An 18,555-nucleotide genomic window follows, 5' to 3' on the forward strand; every position below is an offset into this window, starting at 1 on the left:
GGGGCGAAAAAAAAACCTGTATGTTAACTATTAACCGGAATAGTAGACATACAGGGATCGGGGGATGATATCCGTCAGATATCCATGGTGACGTTGTCAGCGGGCTCAATCAAAAAGTGGCATCCAGTAGACCGATTTTTTTGGCAATGAAATTTGCGGCATATTTTGCAGTCGTTTTAATTTCTTCATCGCTTCCCCTCCCTGCAGGCTGGTTACCGCTTCATAGCAACAACCGACAAAAGCACAGGAATCGCGATAATGCTTTACCTCATGCAGGCAGTCTGTCGCCTTATCCATTTGGTTGGTTCTGGCAAACAAAATAGCCAGCAAGCAATTGATAATAATATCACATGAGCTGTCGCAGCCTTTCATTCCGCTTGCATAGGCGATAGCCGCTGCCGTATCGCCGACCAGAGTCAGGATAACGGCGTGCAAAATTTTTGCGGCGAAAAAATCAGCATTAAGCGACAGGGCAACCCCGGTCATAATTTGCGCCTTGTCGTACTGCTGGTTCTGTACCAGATAACAGGCATAATAGTAGTAAACTTCGGCACTTAACGGAGAAAGGATAATCGCCAGTTGAAAATCAGATTCCTTCTGCCGGGTGTACATATCGCGGCACATTAGCGTCTTCATTGAAATAGCCAGCGCGTTACAAGGCTCATCAACCAGCACTTTATCGGTAATCAGGGTAATAATTTCTTCTGCTTTTTCATACTTCATCAAACCCAGGCTGGCGAGAGAAAAATAGCACCCTGCAAGATGGCATAAGGTGACAGAATCATAATTACCCAGCAGCAACGAGTGCGAATCAATGTTTTTATAATACTCAAAAAGAAAAAAAGAGTAGTTATTATAATGACTTTTTATCTGGCATAACTTGTTGTTTGCAGAAACCAGCGCTTTGGCAAATTCTTTGTTTTCACGGTGCGATATTTTATGCAGCAACAACGAAATGATATTATTAAACCTTACCAGGTTAATTGAATTATCATCAGACAGCACTACCGAATCACGAAAAACCACGGTTAACAGCGTGCTGTCGATAAGCTCAACTTTAATCACAGTATCAGAACCTGTTTTCAGTTCGATACCGGTCAGAAAATAACGTACACCCGTCGCACGCAGATTATTGAAGCTTTCGGTTAAGTTATGGCTGTTCACCGTTAATACTGATGGCAGAAAACGAAAGCCTTTTTCCTCAAAAATCGCGCTATGGTTAATAATAAAATCAAATATCATCATCGACAACGTTTTATCTTGCATGACAAACGGGAAAATGGCCAGCGTGTCCTTTTTATCCAGTTTTTCTTCCCCGGACAATCGCGCAACCCGGGTAACGTTCATGACAAAAAGATAACCTTTGCCATATACCGTATTAATATAACGATATGACGAACTCTCGCCCAGTAATTTTCTCAGCACATATATGCAACGGGAGAGTGACTCGTCAGAAACTTCACCGCCTTTCCACACTTCTCTGATGATATGATCTTTGGTTATCACCTCACCTGCATTTTTTACCAATAACAACAACACCGCCATTTCCTTTGGTGGAACAGTAACAATCCTGTCATTGTGATACAGGACCTGATCACCACAAAGGGTAAAGTCACTGAAACGATAATTTTCCATGTCAATTTATCCATTTATTGTTAAACAAGGCTTTCTAACAAATGTTATCAGCTGCAGCGCCATCTCAAAAACTAAAACATGACAAGCCAGGCAGATGTGCGACTATAAAAAAGATAACATAACGGGGTCAATTTAAATGTGAAATCATACGATAATTATCGATTTATAAGCGCCTTACCAGCCATCCGCTAACATGATATTAGCAAATAGTATAAAGCAGTAACTTTATAGTAATTGAAAAATACGGCGAAGTAATTTCCTGTTTTCATCCTGAAATAGAGATAAATACCTTAGAACATTATTTCTTTTTCGCAATGCAAATAACCTGTTTTTGCCTTATCAAAAAGAATTTTCGAACGTTTATTACTTTCAGATATCTCAATCATAGAACAAAGTTCATACAAACGTTTTTCATCCCGTAAAACCATATTAAGCTCGTCCCAGAAAAGTCGCTTTTGCTGCTCACTAAGCCTGGTAAGCTGCTTACGAAGCTCCGATTGATGTCGTTCTTTGCTGACTAACCCCGGACTGGCCAGATAGTCATGCCAGGTTTTCACTCCCGCGATGGCATAATGAAACGACGCCTTGTTAAACTGTTGGTTTTTAATACAACTAATCATATCTTCATAGTGCCTCTCGGCAGTCAGTGCGCCCATATCCACTGCGGTGATATCCACACATGGTGGTAACGTTATCTCTGCCACTGCCGGCCTGTCGGTTGCGTTACATCCTGTCAGCAACAGCGCAAGCAGAAAACAGATAACAAAAGAGTGCAGGTTGCTTACCACTCGATTTTACTCTCTTCCGACCAGCCACCTGCTGACAACATTATTTCCCGGCGCCAGCTGCTGATCATCTCTTTCATCATCAACTCAATATTACTTTCTTCGGCGGGACGGGTAACTGATCTCTCTTGACCCTCAAAGACGGAAACATTATTGACCTGCGATCCGACTATATAATAATCCATATAAACCCTCCTTAAATCGATTAAATATCAAAACAGTGAATGAATTTTTTGCAATGCATCAGCGCTTATTTTCCCGAGTCGCTCGCCAATTTCCTCATTATTATCGACCAGCCGATAAATCATCCCGGCAGTAAATTCATCGGCATCAAACTGCAGCAGCTGATCGCCTCTCTTTACCTGATAATAACTGTGCGGATGAAAGACAATCCCGGGTTCAGAAAGCAGATAAGTACGTAGCTTTGCGCAAAGTTTCTCAGCCAGCGATTTCTGATGCTGTGGCAGTGAAATGATAACTTCAACACCACTGTCAACGTTATTCCTCTTATACCAGTCAATGACGACATGCAGAAACAAGGTATTGTCGCGGAAACTTTCCCCCATTACGTCGAGAATTTCTTGCTGTAAAATAGCCTGTAGCCTTGCATGCTCTTTATCAACCGCGTTGAAATAGTTTACGATATGCTCGATACAGTAAATTAAACCTGTTTCAAAACCATCATTAAACGCTTTCCGCTTAATTTCCTCCGCTTGTAGCCAGGCATTATTGATGATTTGTCGTGCGCCATATTTCACCGCATCATCAATATTTCTCACACGCTTTTTCTTTGCCAGATAATCTCGGGTCAGTAGCGTATCTTCAATCGCGTTCAGTTCAAATCCTGTCAGGATATTTTCGTGCATGCTGAATCGCCATTATAAATAACAGCGGGTCAAACTCACTGCTATTAGCGGAAGAGGAATCAATGACCTGTTGCGGAAACAGCAACGGTATGCGTTTAACCACCCCAGCAGGCAGTAATATCAGCAGGGGGCAAAGCTCGGCATAAGCCCGTTGCCATAATTGTTGCGAATCAACGCTTTCATTGCCCCAGCTACAGGCAGGCACGATATTGATCATCATAAAGCTGCGCGTCTTAGCGCTCAGCAGGACCGGATCCTGAGTCAGCTGCAGCTGTGTCCGGTAACGCTGGCAAGCCATATACCATGCCACCTCGCTTAACCGATACCAGTTATCAATAACTGTCTGCGTTAAGTTATCCCCCCCGGTCAAAGAGATAGCATCATCAAGCGAAAACTGTTTCACCAGGATGGCGTTGATAATCCCCCGGGGCACTCCGCTGCAGCAGATATCCGGCACGCCTGACCTTAAGGGATGAATCCACAAGATGGGATCGGTTATAATCTTCTCTGTATTGGTAAAATACACGGCGACGCTCTACTTTTTCAGGTTATTTTTTATTTATCAACCGTCGTTTATCGGCAAAGAAAAAAACAGTGATAAGCAGTAATATTGCGACAGTAATGGCAATCAGTACGCCATATTGAGAATTATATTGTTGCACCTGCACCGGTGGTAACTGCCAGACTTCAGGCGCCGGGGTCATTACCACCGAAATATTGTCATATTCAACATTAGAGAAGCTGTTTTTTACTAACCTTGTCGCATCGAAAATTAGATTCTCCGAGGCGATGTAAGCTGAATCGTAACGTAACAGCACCGAAATATGGACCGGTCGTCCCTTTTTTTCTGCATCGACATTACTGATGTCATAGCTGACATGTACCCGTGATGACACGATGCCTTTGATCTGATTCAATGTCTGTTCCAGACGCTGCTCGATGGCTGAATATATTCTTGCCACTTCGGCACGTGGTGAAGAGATTAACGCATCGGCCGGGAACATTTCCGCGATTTCAACCCGCGGTTTTGATGGAAAATTATAGATAGTGATCAGATCTACTGCAGTTGAAAAATCTCGCCTGGCGACATAAACGCTGTAACCCGATTTATCTATGTTTATTTTACTGGCATCAATATTATTTTTCAGCAGCAATGCAACCACTTCGTTTGCCTGGTTTTGATTAAGGCCATTGAGCAATGCATCCTCTTTACAGCCGGTGATAATAAATATCAAAGTAAGCAAAACACCTTTTATCATTCTCATTATTAAGCACGTATTAGCGTATCAACAGCAGTTACTGCCTTTCGCGTCAGTGTTGAATAAAGCGATAACTTTAAATTATATTCAGACGTTTTTAACTGATATTGATAAATTGTCTCGATATCGGTGGCATTAACCGGATCGCTGGCGCTTTGTAGTACTTCCAGTTTCTCTTGATATTCCGCGGCGACATGTCGGGTATAGGCCTCACGCAGTAAGCCCTCCAGAGTGTGGTTATTGATATCATTATCCGCCGATGATGACACGGTAATCATTTCTGGTGAAACTGGCAGCATTTTTTACCTCATAGGGTTATCACTGTTTATCTGAAGTTAGCAATAATGGCGGTGGCCACATCTTTGTAACTTTTCACCACACTTGATTGCGTCTGACGATAAACCTGATAGTCAGCGGAAAGGGACTGATACTTAGCCAGAAGCGTGGGATCTGATGAGTCCCCTTGTAAATCCAGTAACGCTGCCTGCAATTCGGTATTTAACTCGACAACACGACTGTCAAACTTACCGGACATATCCGTCAGAAAACCGTCCCATAAATTACTTCCGATAAACGCCATATCACTTCTCCTTTAATTCTGTGGCGAAAAAACCCATTGATCTGCGGATGTTTTTATATATCCATCAGCACCATATCGCCAGGACTTTCCTTTTAACCGGTTATCTTCAAGTTTAATATCAAACTGAACATAACCCCCTTGCCATTTTGACCTGAATTCGCGGATAAATATCTTCAGCGCATTCAGCTCACTGTCATTAAGTTCTCTGGTTATCGAAAATGTAACGCTATCTTTATTTTTTCTGGTATCAAAATCCGGCACAATACTTAACAATGCTTGCCCGGCATTATCAGCAATGCTTTTATCACTGATATAACTAAAAATAAAATCATTGGCCCACTGGAAAAGTGAAATAAGTTTTTTGGCAATATGATCCAACTCCTCCTGATTAAGCATTTCCGTCCGTTCCAGGCTAAGAATAATTTCGGGTCTGGAAGGGTCGTCAAAGCGTACGCCATGAAACTTTACCTGAGGCCAGCGCGCATTGATTTCGCGGGTAATTTTGTCTTCTTCTGCTCTGGCGGAAAGAACGGTGAACTGGTTAGCGATATTATTTTTTATCAGTGATTGCAAGGCCCAGACACTGCTCATCGGCTCAGGCGCCAGCACATAAACAGCGGCATCACCTCCTGTAAAGGTCTTATACTGGTGCGGTTTACCTCCTGGTATCAGCGCCAGCGCGCTATTTTGACGCCAATTCTGCTTTTGTAACAGGTAATATCCCGCCAGAGCGGTTAACAGCAACAACAATGCCGAAATAATGATCTTTTTAAAACCCGACGCTGATGCGACCTGTGGCGGCGCGACGCCTGAAACTGAAGCCGTTATCTCCTCAGGCGGTTCAGGTTGCGGCTCTTCAGCGCTCTCCTGCCATTCACTTCCTTCAGGCCGCAACATAAAACTGACGCCATCAACCTCGATAACCTGATGAAAGTTGATCGTTTCACTGGTGCGCGGGTGATCGTTGTTTATCTCCAGTCGCGGCAACAGCATTGCGGAACCATAGATGATGTCAAAACTGGTAGTGATATTGTCGTCCAGCACATAAATGGTGGCTGGATCCTGTGATTGCTGCTGGATAGCGGCCAGAGTAGAGCGATCAGCGACCACGAAGGAGGTTCTCTCCTCACGGATGATATATTCGCACCCCGCCAGGCGGGTATTTATGAAACGTATCTCGTAATGACGTTTCATATCCTCAGTACTCATTGTCATCATCCGTTGATTACAACCCGTCCTGCAAATTGAGGTTCCAAGCTATCATGGTAACTCCATGAGTACTTGACAGAATACTGATGAATTTCAATCTAATTTTTCGTCGCGAATTTTGTCGTAGCTGCGGTGACTAAAAGCTCTGCAAGAGCAATTTCAGCATTTAAGCCGGCAGCGCAGTTCAGCTATTTTTCCTGCTCTGCCGTAAGATAATCAGGAAGGGGATGCGTCGGTAATTAACGCCTGGCCAGTTTATTTGCCACCAGAAGATAATAATCTGCGACCTGATTAATACCTGTCATCTCACTTTCATGGATGCTAATAGCAAAAGCAGCCTCAGTTTCGTAAACAATTTCTGTCAGGATCAGTGAATCGATATAGAGGTCGATAGCCAGCCAGCTTGAGTCGTCAATTGCAGCGCTATCCAGCGCAGCACAACGTGCAATAATCTGTCTAATCCTCTCCCGTAACTCACGCTGATCCACACCAGCATCAGTGTCCATATGTGCTCCCGCTAGAATAAGGCGCGTAAAATTGCCATCCGGGTTTCAGTTTCCTGCTGATAAAAACGGCTTAAAATTTCCACCCGCTGATTGAATACCGAACTGGCATGGGTGGTGTTTTGCGTCAGCATACGCACCGCCAGCTGTAGCTGTTCCGTTTGCGAGTCGAAACCGGCTTGCCAGGCGCCATATTGCGCGGAGTTAAGGTTGACACTGCTGCCCGAGCCTAATCTGGCCAGCGAGCCAATCATATTCACTACCGGCGATAAATCGATCTTCACCCGATAACTGGTCGGCCCTCCCCACAGACAGTCTGCTGATAATCCCATCTGTTTAATCCACTTTTCCGCCTCTTCTTTCGTGGTATCAGGATAAGTGCCATCGGCATTCGCCGGAGGAAATAGCTGGCTATTCTTCTCTTTGACAAATTCATGGTATAGCGTGTCGAGCTGCGCCATAAAAGCCTGGTTACGGAAGTTAACCTCACCTTCTTTGGAACCGGGTGACAGGAAGTTGGACAGCGACGCTTTAATCTCATTAAAGGCCTTAAAGAAGGCATCCATCTTTTCAGCCGCCGCCAAAAACACGCCCATATAGTGGATTTTCATCTGCTCAATCACTTCCCAGTGCAGTTCCTCCAGACTTTTATTCGGCGTGCCGGTAGTGAGTTCTTCGAAGCACAGACCGGTAAGGTAAAATTTCAACCGATCCATTTCCGTTTTCGCCGACTCTGCAGACGCCTTTGCCGCCACACTTTTTGCGGCGCTTTTAAGATCGTCCAGCTCGACTATTTTTATGGTTATCCCTTCCTGTTTCGCTTCCTCAAGCCACTTCTTTGCGCTCTCCCGGCTTAACTGACCTTCTGTCACGGCTTTTTCAAGCCGCGCCTTAAGCTCCTCTGTATCTGTTTTGATATGCTCAAGCCCTGGCACCTTTTTCTTTTTAATTATTAACTCTTCCTCGGATATCGGCAGGCAATAGCTACTGTCGCTGGCAAGCCGATCCGCCAATGTCAGATTAAAGTGGGTAAATTTGCTGGCCAGTATGCTTTCTTTGACAACTACAGATTTAATATTGAGGTTAGTTTGTGATTCGCTGACAGCCGCGGGAAGATGTTCATCCTCTGCTAACCGGTCATTTTTAATCAGTTGTTGCTGAGGATTTGTCGCAAATACAGAGACATATATTCTTTCTGGATAGATTCCTGTTGGCATAATTCCCTCACTTAACGTTTAGTCCTGGTCGTTACGCAGGCGCGGGGTTAGCCGCGTACCATATTTGATATAATCGTTTTCTGAGTAGCAATATTTGCCGCCATCAGATCCGCCAGCGATCGAATCATCATGTCGCGTTGCCCTTCAATCTTGCGCTTATTTTCTTCTATTGCCGCGGCGATATTTCGGTACTGATCTGCTTTGACATCAGACTGTTTCGCATTGGCCTGTTCAGTGGTGTTTTTCAGTTGCCAGTTAGCTTCTGCCGTCATCGACATCGGGCGGCTTAGCTGCATCAGCAACTGCGCAACCGCCAGCAGTTTATCCAGTTCTCTGCGCGCCAGATCAAGCAGATGATTATTTTTACCCAGCTCCACGTTCAGTTTATTGTTATCCAGCGTCAGCTGATTGATCTCCTGTTTCAGCGCTTTTATACGTGCTTCACGTTCGGCAGCAGAAGCAGGAAGAGCTGTTCGCTCATCGCTTTTTTGGATGATCTCGGTTTCAGCGGCACGTAATTTATCGGTTATTTCTTTCTGACGTTTTAACCATGGTGCCGGGTCATTATCCAGCGCACGCTGCAGCTCGAGTTGTTTATCAATCTTTACACGTTGCTCAGTCAGGGCATTTTTTTCGGCATGCAAATCATTCAGATCTTTATCCAGTTGGTTGACCTTTTTTTGATAATTTTTCGGCTGCAGCTCCTGCAATGTATCCTGTTTTTTGCGCATAATTTGTTGATTGGCTGATATATCTGTTTGCAACGCCGCATTCTTATTACCTAACGACGTTACCTCCTTCGTATATTTTACCGTATCTCGCCAGGTCTTTATCGTGCCGTAACCGGCGACAACAACACCTGTTGCCATACTCGCTATTGCCCCGCTGAGCCCTGCCTTCGCACCTTTAACCATTTCTCCGGCGCTGTTAACGGTTTGTGTAAACTGCCGGTTGCTATTCTCTACCCGCAGTTCGCTCTCGATCCGTGACAACAGCTGAAACTGCTCCACCAGCATACCGACGATGGCAATAATTTTGCCGGCCCAGCCACTGACATTGGAGAAATTATAGTCAGGTCGCTCCGTGGTGCGACTGGTATTATCGGCACTCTGCTCGTTATCTGACTGCTCAAGCAGCTGATAATAAATAACCTCAGGGGTGACGAGATGGTCTTTTTTTGGCGGCGGTAGCGCAGGAACATTTGCCGGATTAAGAGCATTTTCTTCTGGTACGAATTTAATAATCTCGTCTGCCGAATTCAGGGATGGCTCTGTCTTAATATTAGGTACTTTAATGTTGCTAATATTCTGGGTACTGACGCCTTGTAGGGAAAAATGAATTGCAGTGGCCATATCTGTGCTCCTAAGCTTTCCGCATTCTGATAATAGACAGCGCCGTATCGTTTCTGGCTTGCAATAATGTGCTGATGTGATCGCCCATCTCTTTCATGAATGCATTATGGCTCTCCAGTAATTCCGCCATCCGTTCGATGGCTTTATTCAGTTGATCCATCACCATTTTGCAGATCTGCACATCAGCCAGATATTCATGCGCCTTCACGTTCAGATCGGCGATTATCACGCCGGAACTCAGGCGCTGCGCAGTGTCGACAAAGCCAATGGTTTCACCGGCCAGGCCAAGTATGCGGGCGCTCTGGCTTTTGCTGAGATGCATTTTTTTCAGAATGTTATTGGCAAGGTCATCCATCATTTTGCTGAGCTGGGTATTTAAATTTTTCACCGAGCCGCCAAATTTTTTCAGCAGTTTCGGCATCTGCTTTATGGCCTGATTTATCGTGCCTTTGACATTCTCCACCACCGCCTGCGCCAGCGCCTTGCCGAACCGCTTATAGAGCATTTTCCCGGCGCTTTTCAGCACCATCGCGGCGGCGACAATCATCGCCACCGTCGCGGCGGCCGCTACGGCGGTGTGGATACTGCTCATCATATTGGCGCCGGTCGCTTTATCGATCTCGCGCAGAATCAGGCCGAGCGGTGTTTTATCAAAAATATCCGTGACCACATTGCTGATCGCGTCCATTAGCGGCATAAAAATATGATCCATCAGCGGGCTCATCATCTTCTCGGTCAGCGAAAAACCAAATGCCGCTTCCGTAACGTGATCGGCCACCAGCAGGCCAATACCGATCACCATCAGGGTCGCGCCAGCGCCACCAAACACCACACTTAGCGCACCTAGTGCCGTCAGCGCCCCACCAAATACCTTCGCGATAATGCCGCATTTTTCGCTGGTTTCCCGCGCCTTGCGTTCCTGGTCGGCAAATTCTTTGGCTTTCTCGGCCATGCTGTTACGCGTAGCTTCCATCAGCGCGTCATTGAGCGCCTTGTCGCTTTGCAGCCTGGCCAGATTTGCGTCACTGAACATATTCATCATCTGCGCCATTAACAGGGCGACCTTCGCCGCCATCGACAGCTGTTTCTTATCCGCCTCCTCCAGCTGCGGACGATTCATCACCACATATCCTGCAGAGTTAGTGCTGATGGTTGTCATCTGCTTAATCAGCTCGCGATGAACGGTTAACAGCTCCTGCGCCAGCGTCAGCTGTTGCAGTACCCCGGCTTCAGCACCGAGCACCGCGGCATGTGCCGTATTCAGCGCATTTTTCGCCGCGACAATTTTGTCAGTCAGCGCGCTATAACGCGGGTCATCCGCCGTCACGCCCTGTTGCTCCAGCGCCGCCAGCGCATTCTGCAGTGCTGCCAGCCGCTGTTCGCACGCTTCCTGCGCGCTTTTTTCTTTCCCCAGCCGGGCCGATGCGCCTTCCAGCGTCTGAAGGACGGTTTGTAACTGTGCAGTCGCGCGCTCCAGCGCTGCGGAAAGTTCGGATGTCTGTTTCAGCCGGCTATCGGCGCCTGCAACCACCACCGAAAGCAGGCTGTTTAGCGTGCAAGGTTCATCCTGCGCTGTGGGCTGCTTAAGTAACCCCAGACGATAAAGCGTTTCCCCCTCTCTGCTTTTATTCTTGCTGGCATTTTCTCCCACCTCACGCAGCGCGGGCATCTCGTTTATCTCTTCACCTTCGCTGGCCCGCGCATAAATTTCCAGCGCCTGACCCGGCGTAAGGCGAAATTTGTCAGTAAATCGATTATGAATCTCAGGCTTAAAGCCTGGCGGCATTGCCGTAATAATATTCGACCCTATACCTCTGACTGCTTCCATGCTCAGGTCTCCTTAAGTCCCTGGTTTGTTGCATTATCTTTACTTAATAACGAACGATTTTTTTTGATGGTTTCGAAATAGACTCGTGCTTTTTTTACCAGCTCCTGATCCGGGCATTTTTTTATCACCACTTCGAATAGCTGTAATGCTTTAATCACATCGCCCATTAATAGCTGACACTGCCCGCCGTAAAATATAGGACTGTAATCTTCTTTCGCCAGTATATAAGCCAGCGAATAGAGATCGCAGGCTTTCTGGTACTTCTTCTTCAATTGATTAACGGCGCCAAGGCCAATAAAATAGTCGGGGTTTTTTAAGTCATACATGCACAATAAGCTAAAATAGTGCTCGGCCTCATCGAGACGTCCCTGATAATAAAAATGATGGGCATGGGCATAAATATCTTCCATGGTATCATCAGGAATTCCCTGCAGATCTTTGAGTAACACACCTTGCTGGACATATTCCAGCAGCATGGAACACATTTCAGCTTCATGGATTGTCTCGCTTTCCTGAGTCATGTCTCTTCCTTAGGTTAAATCATCCATGGCGAATGGGGTTATTGAAGCAAATTTGTTGATTTCCTGCTCACAAAGAACGCTCATCACCATCAGTATGACTGCCGGAGGGTTGCTCTGGCATTCGTGCTGTTTCGTTGCTTACGCTATTTTCCGCGGGCCACTTTCTCTCGACCTGGCGTAACCAGACGAGAATTTCCATCACCTCAGAAAACATCCCGAGACTGATAAAAGTGTATTTTTGGTGAGTATGGTAAATTTCACGCGCCAGACGCACATTTTCCACCACCGGCACGCCGACTTTTTCGGCATAGCGACGTACCGCCAAAGCACGCTGGTTTTTTTCCAGAATCGAGATAAATGGAATCGGTGCAATTTCCGTATTAAGATAGATGCCCACGGCAATATGCTGCGGGTTGGCAATAATCACATTGGATTTTTTGATATCATTTTTGGTTTCTTCTGATAACAGTTCCTGATGCAGTGACTTTCTTTTCTTTTTAATTTCCGGATTACCATTAATCTCTTTTGACTCCCTGTCGACCTCTTTCTTATCCATTTTTAGCTCTTTGATATACAGCAGATACTCAGCGACACAATCAATCAGAATAATAGTGAGAATACAGGCGATAAATATCAACAGCAGCGAATGCATCAGCTCGCCCCAGACTTTAAACAGCCTGTCGGGCTCGGCATAAACCAGACTGATAATCAGCGCGCGGTTCTCCTGCCAGAAAATCAGCGTGGCGAAAACAAAGCAGGCCAGATACAGCATCACTTTAATTAAATCTTTCAGGTTGCGCAGATTAAAGATTTTTTTGAAGCCTTTAATCGGATTCAGCGCCGAAAAGTTAAGCTTAAATATTTTGGTCGCCAGCCGCATGCCGGTCTGTAAAACACCCGGTAAAAAAGCCGCAGCGATGCAGAGCGCCAGCACTGGCAACAATATTTTCAGGCCATACCAGACGCACTGCAAAATATAGCCATGCAGCGTGAAGTGATACTGTCGCTCAACCACCATCTGCAACAGGTCGGAAAATGCCCGCAACGAGGTAAAATTGAGTACCACTTCAATTCCCACCAGGGTCAGGCAGGTAATAATCAGATCCTTACCTTTAAAGGTCTGCCCTTTCTTTGCTGCGTCGCGCTTCTTTTTTTCCGTCGGTTTTTCGGTTTTGCTGGTAGACATAAATGTTGTCACCTGACGTCAGCGTCAGTGAAGTGGAAAGAAAATCGTTTCCAGCCTGAGTACCTCGGAAGGCAGCACCGGGGAAAAGTAGAGCAGCAGCACCATAAAACCGATCAGCGTTTTCAGGGTTAATGCCAGCGAAAAAGCATTCATCTGCGGCGTATAACGGGCGAGCAGCCCGAGAAAAAATTCACTTATCAGAAAAATAGTCAGTACCGGAGCCGAGAGTCGCAACGCCTGCTTCATCAACTCGCCAATATAGCGGGCCATCTGTTCTGTTCCCGGTATCGCGCTGGATAGCGGGGGCCATAACTGATAGCTCTGTTTCAGCACCTCCAGCAACGTCAGCACGCCGCCCGCTTCAAGGACAATCACCACCGCCAGCAGATTGAATAAATTAGCCAGTTCCGAAGTGTCGATACCACTTAGCGGATTTAACGTACTACTGAGTGTGGCGCCGCGCTGGTTATCGATCAGGCTGCCTACCGCATGCATGGTCCAGAATGGCAGACAAAGCAGAATGGCAATCAGCAGTCCAATCACCACCTCCTTGATCATCAGGCCGGTGAACGCCATTAATTCCAGCTGAGCCACCAGCACGCCGGGCGCATGCCATAGTGAAGCGCCGAGCAGGAAGGCGAGAGGAAATTTAAATAATCCGGTCAGGGTCGACTGGCTTAACCACGGCAGCAGAATAAACAGCGGCAACAGGCGGGCAGAGCCAAGCATTACCATATAAAAACCGTTGTTCAGCTCAAAATAGAGGTTGGTCTGCATCGTTTGCCATTACCCTTTCAGGGCGAACCAGATAACTTCCCTGCCATACGCCAGTAATGTTTCGCCATACCATCCGGATAATAAAAACAGGCAAACACAGACACCGAGCAGCTTAATGCCAAAAGGCAGGGTCTGTTCCTGCAGTTGCGTTACCGTCTGGAATAGCCCGACCAGCAGGCCAATAATCGTCGCCACTATTACCGGCGCCGCAGAGAGGATCAGCACCAGCCAGATAGCTTTATTTCCGGCCAGAATCACTTCATTCATCAGTTAATCACCCCGACCGCGCCAATATCGAGATACTGTTGCAGCAGGCCTTTAGAGATCAGCGTCCATCCGTCCATTACTACAAACAGCAGCAGCTTTATTGGCACCGAGATGGTGACCGGACTCATCATCATCATGCCGAGGGTCAGCAAAATACTGGAGATCAGCAGGTCGATAACCACAAAGGGTAAATAGATATAGAAACCGATTTTGAATGCTTCTTTTATTTCCGTTAAGGCATAGGCCGGTAGCAAAGCAAACAATGAAAGGGTCGGGGTCTCATCTTCATCGCCGAAATCACCATCACGCTGGCGCTGCGCTTGTTCAAAAAAAAGAGCTAAATCGCGGTCGCTGTATTTCTGCAAATAGTGCTTATAGCCATCAAAGCCACTATCAAGCCAGGATTCAATGGTTTCGGCGCTGCTGAGATCGATGGGCTGATTTTTAAAGTGGTTATATCCCTCTTTCATCACCGGTGTCATCACAAATACCGACAGCACAAAAGCAACGCTGTTCAGGGTGATATTCGACGGGATCTGCTGTAAACCAATGGCGTTTCTTACCATAACAAAGACGATAGAAAATTTGATATAGCAGGTGCCGCAGGCAATCAGAAACGGCGCCAGCGACGCCAGCGTCAACACCGCAATCAGCGAGATATCATTTTCCATACCGGGCCTCATGGCACAGGGTCTGAATCTCCACCCCCAGCCGCTCATCGACCATCACCAGCTCACCCTTCGCCAGTAACGCTCCATTGGCGTAAATAATAATGCTGTTCTCGCCCCCTTCACCGGCGGGCAACACATCGCCAATATGCAGCGCCGATAATTCATCCAGCGTCAGCGTCAGTTGATTAATCACAAAGGTAAGCTGTAGCGGAATATTATTGATCCCCATGCGCTGCTGCTGTATCGCGTTATGGTCGTGCTGCCCGGGGAAATAATCCTGTTCATCCATGTCGTTATAGATATCTTCCAGCATAAAATAGTCATCCTGTTGTCGATATTTTGCCAGGCTCCTGCCGCCAGTCATGACCCGTTCAGTGAGCTGATTGACCAGCAGTACATCACCGGTTTCAAGCTTGCGTACATAACGCAGGCTCAACATGCTGCAGCCGACAACAAAATCCAGTCGCAGTGGGATCGCCTCATGCAGCAGGGATGGCAAATGCTGACCGAGCTGGCGGCGATAGCCTTCCGCCGCCTGAATCAGCCAGCCATCACCACAGCTGGTGCTGACCACTGGCAGAGAACCAGTGCAATAGTCAGCCGATGCCACCAGAGAGGAGATCGATAAGGATTCTGTTGCTTCCCCGGGCAGGTTAAGGTGCAGTAATGCGCCGCTGTAGTGAAACAGATCTCTGATTTCATCGGCCGAGATAAGATCGGCACGTAACCCGCTTTTTTCCGGCAGGCTGTGGCCAAACCAGGCGCGCAGATCGACCAGTAATTGGCTACCGCCCGCGCTGGCCGCCTGCGCCAGTACGGCGCCTGGTGGCGGGCAGCCCATTCGTACAGGCATTCCCAACGCCTGCCAGTGATGACAGACCGATCGCAACCCTGAGCTGGCCGCATCGTAATGGCGAAGCGGCAGCGTTTTCATTCGTCATCCTCGACAAATGGCAGTTCAGGTTTATTGCGTCGCTGGTCATCAGCTGTTTCATCACCAAGAATCACCTGTGAAGCGGGCGCAGAACTGACTATGGCCTCCTGCAAACGGCGGCTGACCAGCGGGTCAGAAGGGTTCATCACCACCACCAACGGTTGATTGCCGTCACGCACTGCCGTTAGCTGTACCCGGTGTTCACTGCCCCATTGGGTAAAGGCGTAGCTAATACGATGTTGTCCATCCTCACTGGCCGCAGGCTTCGCCACCGGCAACGCCGGCAGTGGCGCTTTGTGCCGGGCGACTGGCATCGGTAGCAGATCACTCCTCAGCCACGGCTGCGGGGCAGCTTTATCCGACCATGCGGCGGGAATCGGCACAATGCGGCGCTCGTCGGACCGGGGCTTATCCGCGATGTCCACTTCATGCCGTTCGGGGCTTAATGGCAGATCGCTGCTGCGGGAAGCCAGGGGCGGCAGCGGGCGCTCCGTTACCACGGGCTGCGCACTGATCTCCGGCGGCGGCGATATGCTGGCTATCGCGGGCGCATGCCGCCGCGTCAGTGGCAACGGTTGCTGCACCGGCTGCTGGCTGATCGGCGGCATACCGGGGGTTAACGCCGTTTTGATCTCAGCATCGCGCTTTAACAGCGACAGATTTAGTGCCACAGGCGGTTTCTCTGCTGCAGGTATCGGTTGTGGTAGCGCCCATCCCATCGGTGGCAAATCTTCAGGCTGCTGCTGCCAGGCTTTTTCCAGCTGCTTATCCAGTTCACCTGCATTGCACTCGTCAGACTTAGCCACCGGCAACAGAGGCCGTGCCACAGGGGCGACAATTACATTTGCCAATTTAACTGCTCCTCTGTTTCCGCCTCATACTGACGCTGCCTGCCCTGCTGCTGCTGTTTTCGCCGACGCTGCAGCTGGCTGGTGATTTTGTCCACTTTGCGCTGCAATATATTGCGCTGGACTTCGAGGTCGCTGTGTTGCTTTGTCAGCTCCTCCAGCTGCTGGTGTCTGTCGGCCAGCAGCAGATCAATATCCGCCAGCCTGCGCTGGAGCGTGCCCTGGTGCGCTTTGTTTTCCAGAATAGCGTGGAGGGTGGTTTCACCGGCAATCGTCAGCGATGCCAGATGCTGCTGCAGCAGCTGGCGTTGCTGCTGCGCGTCAGCAATCTCCGCCCCGGTGTTTTCGGCGCTAATCTGCACTTTTTGCCGCGCATGCTCCTTACCCAGCACCCGCTGCTCACAGCGACGAATAATGATATTGATATTATTTAACAATATGTTGCATCCTTATCAGCGTATCCTGGATGTCCTCTTTCCCTTGCAGCGGCTGGCAGAGAAAGCGGCGAATCGCCGCAATGGCGTTAAATGCCTTATCGTTGGCAGGGCTGAGCCCCGGCTGATATTCGCCGAAATCAATCAGCACCTGTATCTCTTCAATCCTGGCCAGCAGATCGCGCAGATCGGTGGCGATCGTCTGATGCTGATCGCTGGTGACACGCTGGCTAACACGGCTCAGGCTGTGCAGCACATCAATGGCGGGATAGTGGTTTTTACTGGCAAGCTTGCGGCTCAGCACAATATGACCGTCAATGATCGAGCGGACCTCCTCGGCGACCGGGTCGGACTCCTCTTCGTTTTCCAGCAAAATAGTGAAAAAGGCCGTGATACTGCCATCCCGCGTACGCCCCGGTCTTTCCAGCAGCGCGGGCAGTTTTTCAAATACCGAGGCCGGATAGCCGCGCCGCGCTGGCGGCTCGCCGGCAGCCAGCGCAACATCACGCAATGCGCGTGCATAACGCGTAATCGAATCAATAAACAGCAGGACGTTAATGCCACGATCGCGGAAGTACTCGGCGATGGTCATCGCTGACGCCGCGGCATTCACCCGATCCAGCGCCGGGTAGTCGGAGGTGGCATACACCAGCACGCAGCGCGATTTGCGCTCCATCTCGCGCAGCGCCTCAACAAACTCGGTGACTTCCCGCCCGCGCTCGCCAATCAGCGCCACAACCACAATCCCGGCCTCGGCATTATTTATCAGCATCTGCATCAGCGTGGTTTTGCCGCATCCGGCGGCAGAAAAAATGCCCATACGCTGACCCACGCCGCAGGTGATCAGACCGTCAATGGCGCGAACACCGGTGGTCAGCAACTCGCTTATGCCACGTCGCTGATCCCAACAGGGTGGCGCGGCATACACCAGCCGGCGCTCAACCTGCGTGCTGACGCCCGCTGGAGAGAGACGCTCAATCACTTCACCGGATGGGGTAAGCACCGTGCCGGCAAGATTTTCCGACACCTCGATCATCAGGCTATGGCCGGTTGGACTGATCACCATGTCACGCGACAACCCTTCTGCCGAGCCAATCAGGCTCAGCAGCGTAGAATCACGCTCAAAGCCCAGTACCTGCGCCCTGGCAACCACCGTGTTGTCACTGTCACTGCGATGGACATGACAGACTTCACCAATTTTGACGCCGCTAAGGCGAGCTTCCACTATCGGCCCGGTAACGCGCAGCGGGTGTGCCTGATAGCGCACCAGCATTAACGCAGCACCTCACAATATTTATGCAGGCTCAGATAAAAGGTTTCCAGCGCATCACCAAACATCGCTTCATTCAGGCAATCCTGTTCCAGTACGCACTTCAGCACCGTCACATTCTCTTCCCTGGCAATCTGCAACTGCCCCGTCACCGAATACTTAACAGGCTCCATTAACAGCTCCAGCACTCTGTCCGCCACCTGGGAGAGCACATGGCTGTTGTATTCACAAAGCTGGGACCACAGCACTACCTGTTTATCAACCACACTGATCAAAATTCCGGACAGACCGTCAAAATCCAGCAAAATAGTGGAATGGCCATCAAAGTTGTTAAGCAGCGAGGCGTCGCATCCGCCAGCACGAAGCGATTCACGAACCAGTGTGGCAATATCAATATCCATTTGCGGGTCCTT

At 48.6% G+C, this 18,555-nt stretch carries 23 protein-coding genes; all 23 read right to left on the bottom strand.

Annotation, left to right across the window (positions count from 1 at the left end; all coding sequences use genetic code 11):
• Window positions 1–105: 105 nt before the first annotated feature.
• Window positions 106–1,635, bottom strand: a complete 1,530-nt coding sequence (locus tag N5923_RS09125; protein WP_267143060.1) for a winged helix-turn-helix domain-containing protein — start codon at window positions 1,633–1,635, stop codon at window positions 106–108.
• 290 nt (window positions 1,636–1,925) lie between these two features.
• On the bottom strand, window positions 1,926–2,423 hold the full coding sequence (locus N5923_RS09130; protein WP_267143061.1) for a hypothetical protein: 498 nt from the start codon (window positions 2,421–2,423) through the stop codon (window positions 1,926–1,928).
• Window positions 2,417–2,605, bottom strand: coding sequence for a hypothetical protein (locus tag N5923_RS09135; protein WP_267143062.1), 189 nt, complete (start codon window positions 2,603–2,605; stop codon window positions 2,417–2,419). Before N5923_RS09135 ends, N5923_RS09130 begins: the two co-directional genes overlap by 7 nt.
• Window positions 2,606–2,632: 27 nt before the next feature.
• A complete protein-coding gene (locus N5923_RS09140; protein ID WP_267143063.1) occupies window positions 2,633–3,286 on the bottom strand; it encodes a hypothetical protein in 654 nt (217 codons plus the stop codon).
• Window positions 3,258–3,812, bottom strand: a complete 555-nt coding sequence (locus N5923_RS09145) for a hypothetical protein (protein WP_323372726.1) — start codon at window positions 3,810–3,812, stop codon at window positions 3,258–3,260. Before N5923_RS09145 ends, N5923_RS09140 begins: the two co-directional genes overlap by 29 nt.
• A gap of 22 nt (window positions 3,813–3,834) precedes the next feature.
• On the bottom strand, window positions 3,835–4,551 hold the full coding sequence (gene sctJ, locus N5923_RS09150; protein WP_267143065.1) for a type III secretion system inner membrane ring lipoprotein SctJ: 717 nt from the start codon (window positions 4,549–4,551) through the stop codon (window positions 3,835–3,837).
• Window positions 4,552–4,553: 2 nt separating this feature from the next.
• Window positions 4,554–4,844, bottom strand: coding sequence for a type III secretion system inner rod subunit SctI (sctI, locus tag N5923_RS09155; RefSeq protein ID WP_267143066.1), 291 nt, complete (start codon window positions 4,842–4,844; stop codon window positions 4,554–4,556).
• Window positions 4,845–4,870: 26 nt separating this feature from the next.
• Window positions 4,871–5,125 carry a type III secretion system needle filament subunit SctF gene (gene sctF, locus N5923_RS09160; protein ID WP_267143067.1) on the bottom strand — a complete coding sequence of 85 codons (255 nt, stop codon included), beginning with the start codon at window positions 5,123–5,125 and terminating at the stop codon, window positions 4,871–4,873.
• Between the two features lie 12 nt (window positions 5,126–5,137).
• Complete coding sequence (locus tag N5923_RS09165) at window positions 5,138–6,334, bottom strand: PrgH/EprH family type III secretion apparatus protein (RefSeq protein ID WP_267143068.1); 1,197 nt, start codon at window positions 6,332–6,334, stop codon at window positions 5,138–5,140.
• A gap of 239 nt (window positions 6,335–6,573) precedes the next feature.
• The gene (locus N5923_RS09170; protein WP_267143069.1) at window positions 6,574–6,840 is read right to left on the bottom strand and encodes a phosphopantetheine-binding protein; all 267 of its coding nucleotides are present in this window, start codon (window positions 6,838–6,840) and stop codon (window positions 6,574–6,576) included.
• A gap of 11 nt (window positions 6,841–6,851) precedes the next feature.
• Window positions 6,852–8,054 (bottom strand): IpaD/SipD/SspD family type III secretion system needle tip protein, encoded by a 1,203-nt coding sequence (locus N5923_RS09175; RefSeq protein ID WP_267143070.1) that lies wholly within the window; start codon window positions 8,052–8,054, stop codon window positions 6,852–6,854.
• A 47-nt stretch (window positions 8,055–8,101) separates the two neighbouring features.
• Window positions 8,102–9,406: a hypothetical protein gene (locus tag N5923_RS09180; protein WP_267143071.1), complete on the bottom strand. Its 1,305-nt coding sequence runs from the start codon at window positions 9,404–9,406 to the stop codon at window positions 8,102–8,104.
• A 10-nt stretch (window positions 9,407–9,416) separates the two neighbouring features.
• On the bottom strand, window positions 9,417–11,234 hold the full coding sequence (gene sctE / locus N5923_RS09185; RefSeq protein WP_267143072.1) for a type III secretion system translocon subunit SctE: 1,818 nt from the start codon (window positions 11,232–11,234) through the stop codon (window positions 9,417–9,419).
• Between the two features lie 2 nt (window positions 11,235–11,236).
• Window positions 11,237–11,755 carry a type III secretion system translocator chaperone SicA gene (gene sicA / locus N5923_RS09190; protein ID WP_267143073.1) on the bottom strand — a complete coding sequence of 173 codons (519 nt, stop codon included), beginning with the start codon at window positions 11,753–11,755 and terminating at the stop codon, window positions 11,237–11,239.
• 67 nt (window positions 11,756–11,822) lie between these two features.
• Window positions 11,823–12,941, bottom strand: coding sequence for an EscU/YscU/HrcU family type III secretion system export apparatus switch protein (locus tag N5923_RS09195; protein ID WP_267143074.1), 1,119 nt, complete (start codon window positions 12,939–12,941; stop codon window positions 11,823–11,825).
• 24 nt (window positions 12,942–12,965) lie between these two features.
• Window positions 12,966–13,718: a type III secretion system export apparatus subunit SctT gene (sctT, locus tag N5923_RS09200; protein ID WP_267143075.1), complete on the bottom strand. Its 753-nt coding sequence runs from the start codon at window positions 13,716–13,718 to the stop codon at window positions 12,966–12,968.
• 9 nt (window positions 13,719–13,727) lie between these two features.
• Window positions 13,728–13,985, bottom strand: a complete 258-nt coding sequence (locus N5923_RS09205) for an EscS/YscS/HrcS family type III secretion system export apparatus protein (RefSeq protein ID WP_267143076.1) — start codon at window positions 13,983–13,985, stop codon at window positions 13,728–13,730.
• Window positions 13,985–14,656: an EscR/YscR/HrcR family type III secretion system export apparatus protein gene (locus N5923_RS09210; protein ID WP_267143077.1), complete on the bottom strand. Its 672-nt coding sequence runs from the start codon at window positions 14,654–14,656 to the stop codon at window positions 13,985–13,987. Before N5923_RS09210 ends, N5923_RS09205 begins: the two co-directional genes overlap by 1 nt.
• Window positions 14,646–15,590: a type III secretion system cytoplasmic ring protein SctQ gene (gene sctQ, locus N5923_RS09215; protein WP_267143078.1), complete on the bottom strand. Its 945-nt coding sequence runs from the start codon at window positions 15,588–15,590 to the stop codon at window positions 14,646–14,648. The genes N5923_RS09210 and sctQ overlap by 11 nt, the downstream gene beginning before the upstream one ends.
• Window positions 15,587–16,441: a SpaN/EivJ family type III secretion system needle length determinant gene (locus tag N5923_RS09220; protein WP_267143079.1), complete on the bottom strand. Its 855-nt coding sequence runs from the start codon at window positions 16,439–16,441 to the stop codon at window positions 15,587–15,589. Before N5923_RS09220 ends, sctQ begins: the two co-directional genes overlap by 4 nt.
• A complete protein-coding gene (locus N5923_RS09225; RefSeq protein WP_267143080.1) occupies window positions 16,429–16,875 on the bottom strand; it encodes a hypothetical protein in 447 nt (148 codons plus the stop codon). The genes N5923_RS09220 and N5923_RS09225 overlap by 13 nt, the downstream gene beginning before the upstream one ends.
• Window positions 16,865–18,145: a type III secretion system ATPase SctN gene (sctN, locus tag N5923_RS09230; protein ID WP_267143081.1), complete on the bottom strand. Its 1,281-nt coding sequence runs from the start codon at window positions 18,143–18,145 to the stop codon at window positions 16,865–16,867. Before sctN ends, N5923_RS09225 begins: the two co-directional genes overlap by 11 nt.
• Entirely contained in the window at window positions 18,145–18,543 is a 399-nt protein-coding gene (locus N5923_RS09235) for an InvB/SpaK family type III secretion system chaperone (RefSeq protein WP_267143082.1), read from the bottom strand. The genes sctN and N5923_RS09235 overlap by 1 nt, the downstream gene beginning before the upstream one ends.
• Window positions 18,544–18,555: the final 12 nt, after the last annotated feature.

Source organism: Winslowiella arboricola, assembly GCF_025527015.1.
Taxonomy (GTDB): Bacteria; Pseudomonadota; Gammaproteobacteria; order Enterobacterales; family Enterobacteriaceae; genus Erwinia; species Erwinia arboricola.

Coding starts and splice junctions, on each gene's coding strand:
- N5923_RS09170 (WP_267143069.1), bottom strand. CDS start 6,840: ATGGACACTGATGCTGGTGTGGATCAGCGTGAGTTACGGGAGAGGATT.
- sctN (WP_267143081.1), bottom strand. CDS start 18,145: ATGCTGGTGCGCTATCAGGCACACCCGCTGCGCGTTACCGGGCCGATA.
- sctJ (WP_267143065.1), bottom strand. CDS start 4,551: ATGAGAATGATAAAAGGTGTTTTGCTTACTTTGATATTTATTATCACC.
- sctF (WP_267143067.1), bottom strand. CDS start 5,125: ATGGCGTTTATCGGAAGTAATTTATGGGACGGTTTTCTGACGGATATG.
- N5923_RS09135 (WP_267143062.1), bottom strand. CDS start 2,605: ATGGATTATTATATAGTCGGATCGCAGGTCAATAATGTTTCCGTCTTT.
- N5923_RS09140 (WP_267143063.1), bottom strand. CDS start 3,286: ATGCACGAAAATATCCTGACAGGATTTGAACTGAACGCGATTGAAGAT.
- N5923_RS09165 (WP_267143068.1), bottom strand. CDS start 6,334: ATGAGTACTGAGGATATGAAACGTCATTACGAGATACGTTTCATAAAT.
- N5923_RS09175 (WP_267143070.1), bottom strand. CDS start 8,054: ATGCCAACAGGAATCTATCCAGAAAGAATATATGTCTCTGTATTTGCG.
- N5923_RS09235 (WP_267143082.1), bottom strand. CDS start 18,543: ATGGATATTGATATTGCCACACTGGTTCGTGAATCGCTTCGTGCTGGC.
- sctI (WP_267143066.1), bottom strand. CDS start 4,844: ATGCTGCCAGTTTCACCAGAAATGATTACCGTGTCATCATCGGCGGAT.
- N5923_RS09205 (WP_267143076.1), bottom strand. CDS start 13,985: ATGAATGAAGTGATTCTGGCCGGAAATAAAGCTATCTGGCTGGTGCTG.
- sicA (WP_267143073.1), bottom strand. CDS start 11,755: ATGACTCAGGAAAGCGAGACAATCCATGAAGCTGAAATGTGTTCCATG.
- N5923_RS09125 (WP_267143060.1), bottom strand. CDS start 1,635: ATGGAAAATTATCGTTTCAGTGACTTTACCCTTTGTGGTGATCAGGTC.
- sctE (WP_267143072.1), bottom strand. CDS start 11,234: ATGGAAGCAGTCAGAGGTATAGGGTCGAATATTATTACGGCAATGCCG.
- N5923_RS09180 (WP_267143071.1), bottom strand. CDS start 9,406: ATGGCCACTGCAATTCATTTTTCCCTACAAGGCGTCAGTACCCAGAAT.
- sctT (WP_267143075.1), bottom strand. CDS start 13,718: ATGCAGACCAACCTCTATTTTGAGCTGAACAACGGTTTTTATATGGTA.
- N5923_RS09210 (WP_267143077.1), bottom strand. CDS start 14,656: ATGGAAAATGATATCTCGCTGATTGCGGTGTTGACGCTGGCGTCGCTG.
- N5923_RS09195 (WP_267143074.1), bottom strand. CDS start 12,941: ATGTCTACCAGCAAAACCGAAAAACCGACGGAAAAAAAGAAGCGCGAC.
- sctQ (WP_267143078.1), bottom strand. CDS start 15,590: ATGAAAACGCTGCCGCTTCGCCATTACGATGCGGCCAGCTCAGGGTTG.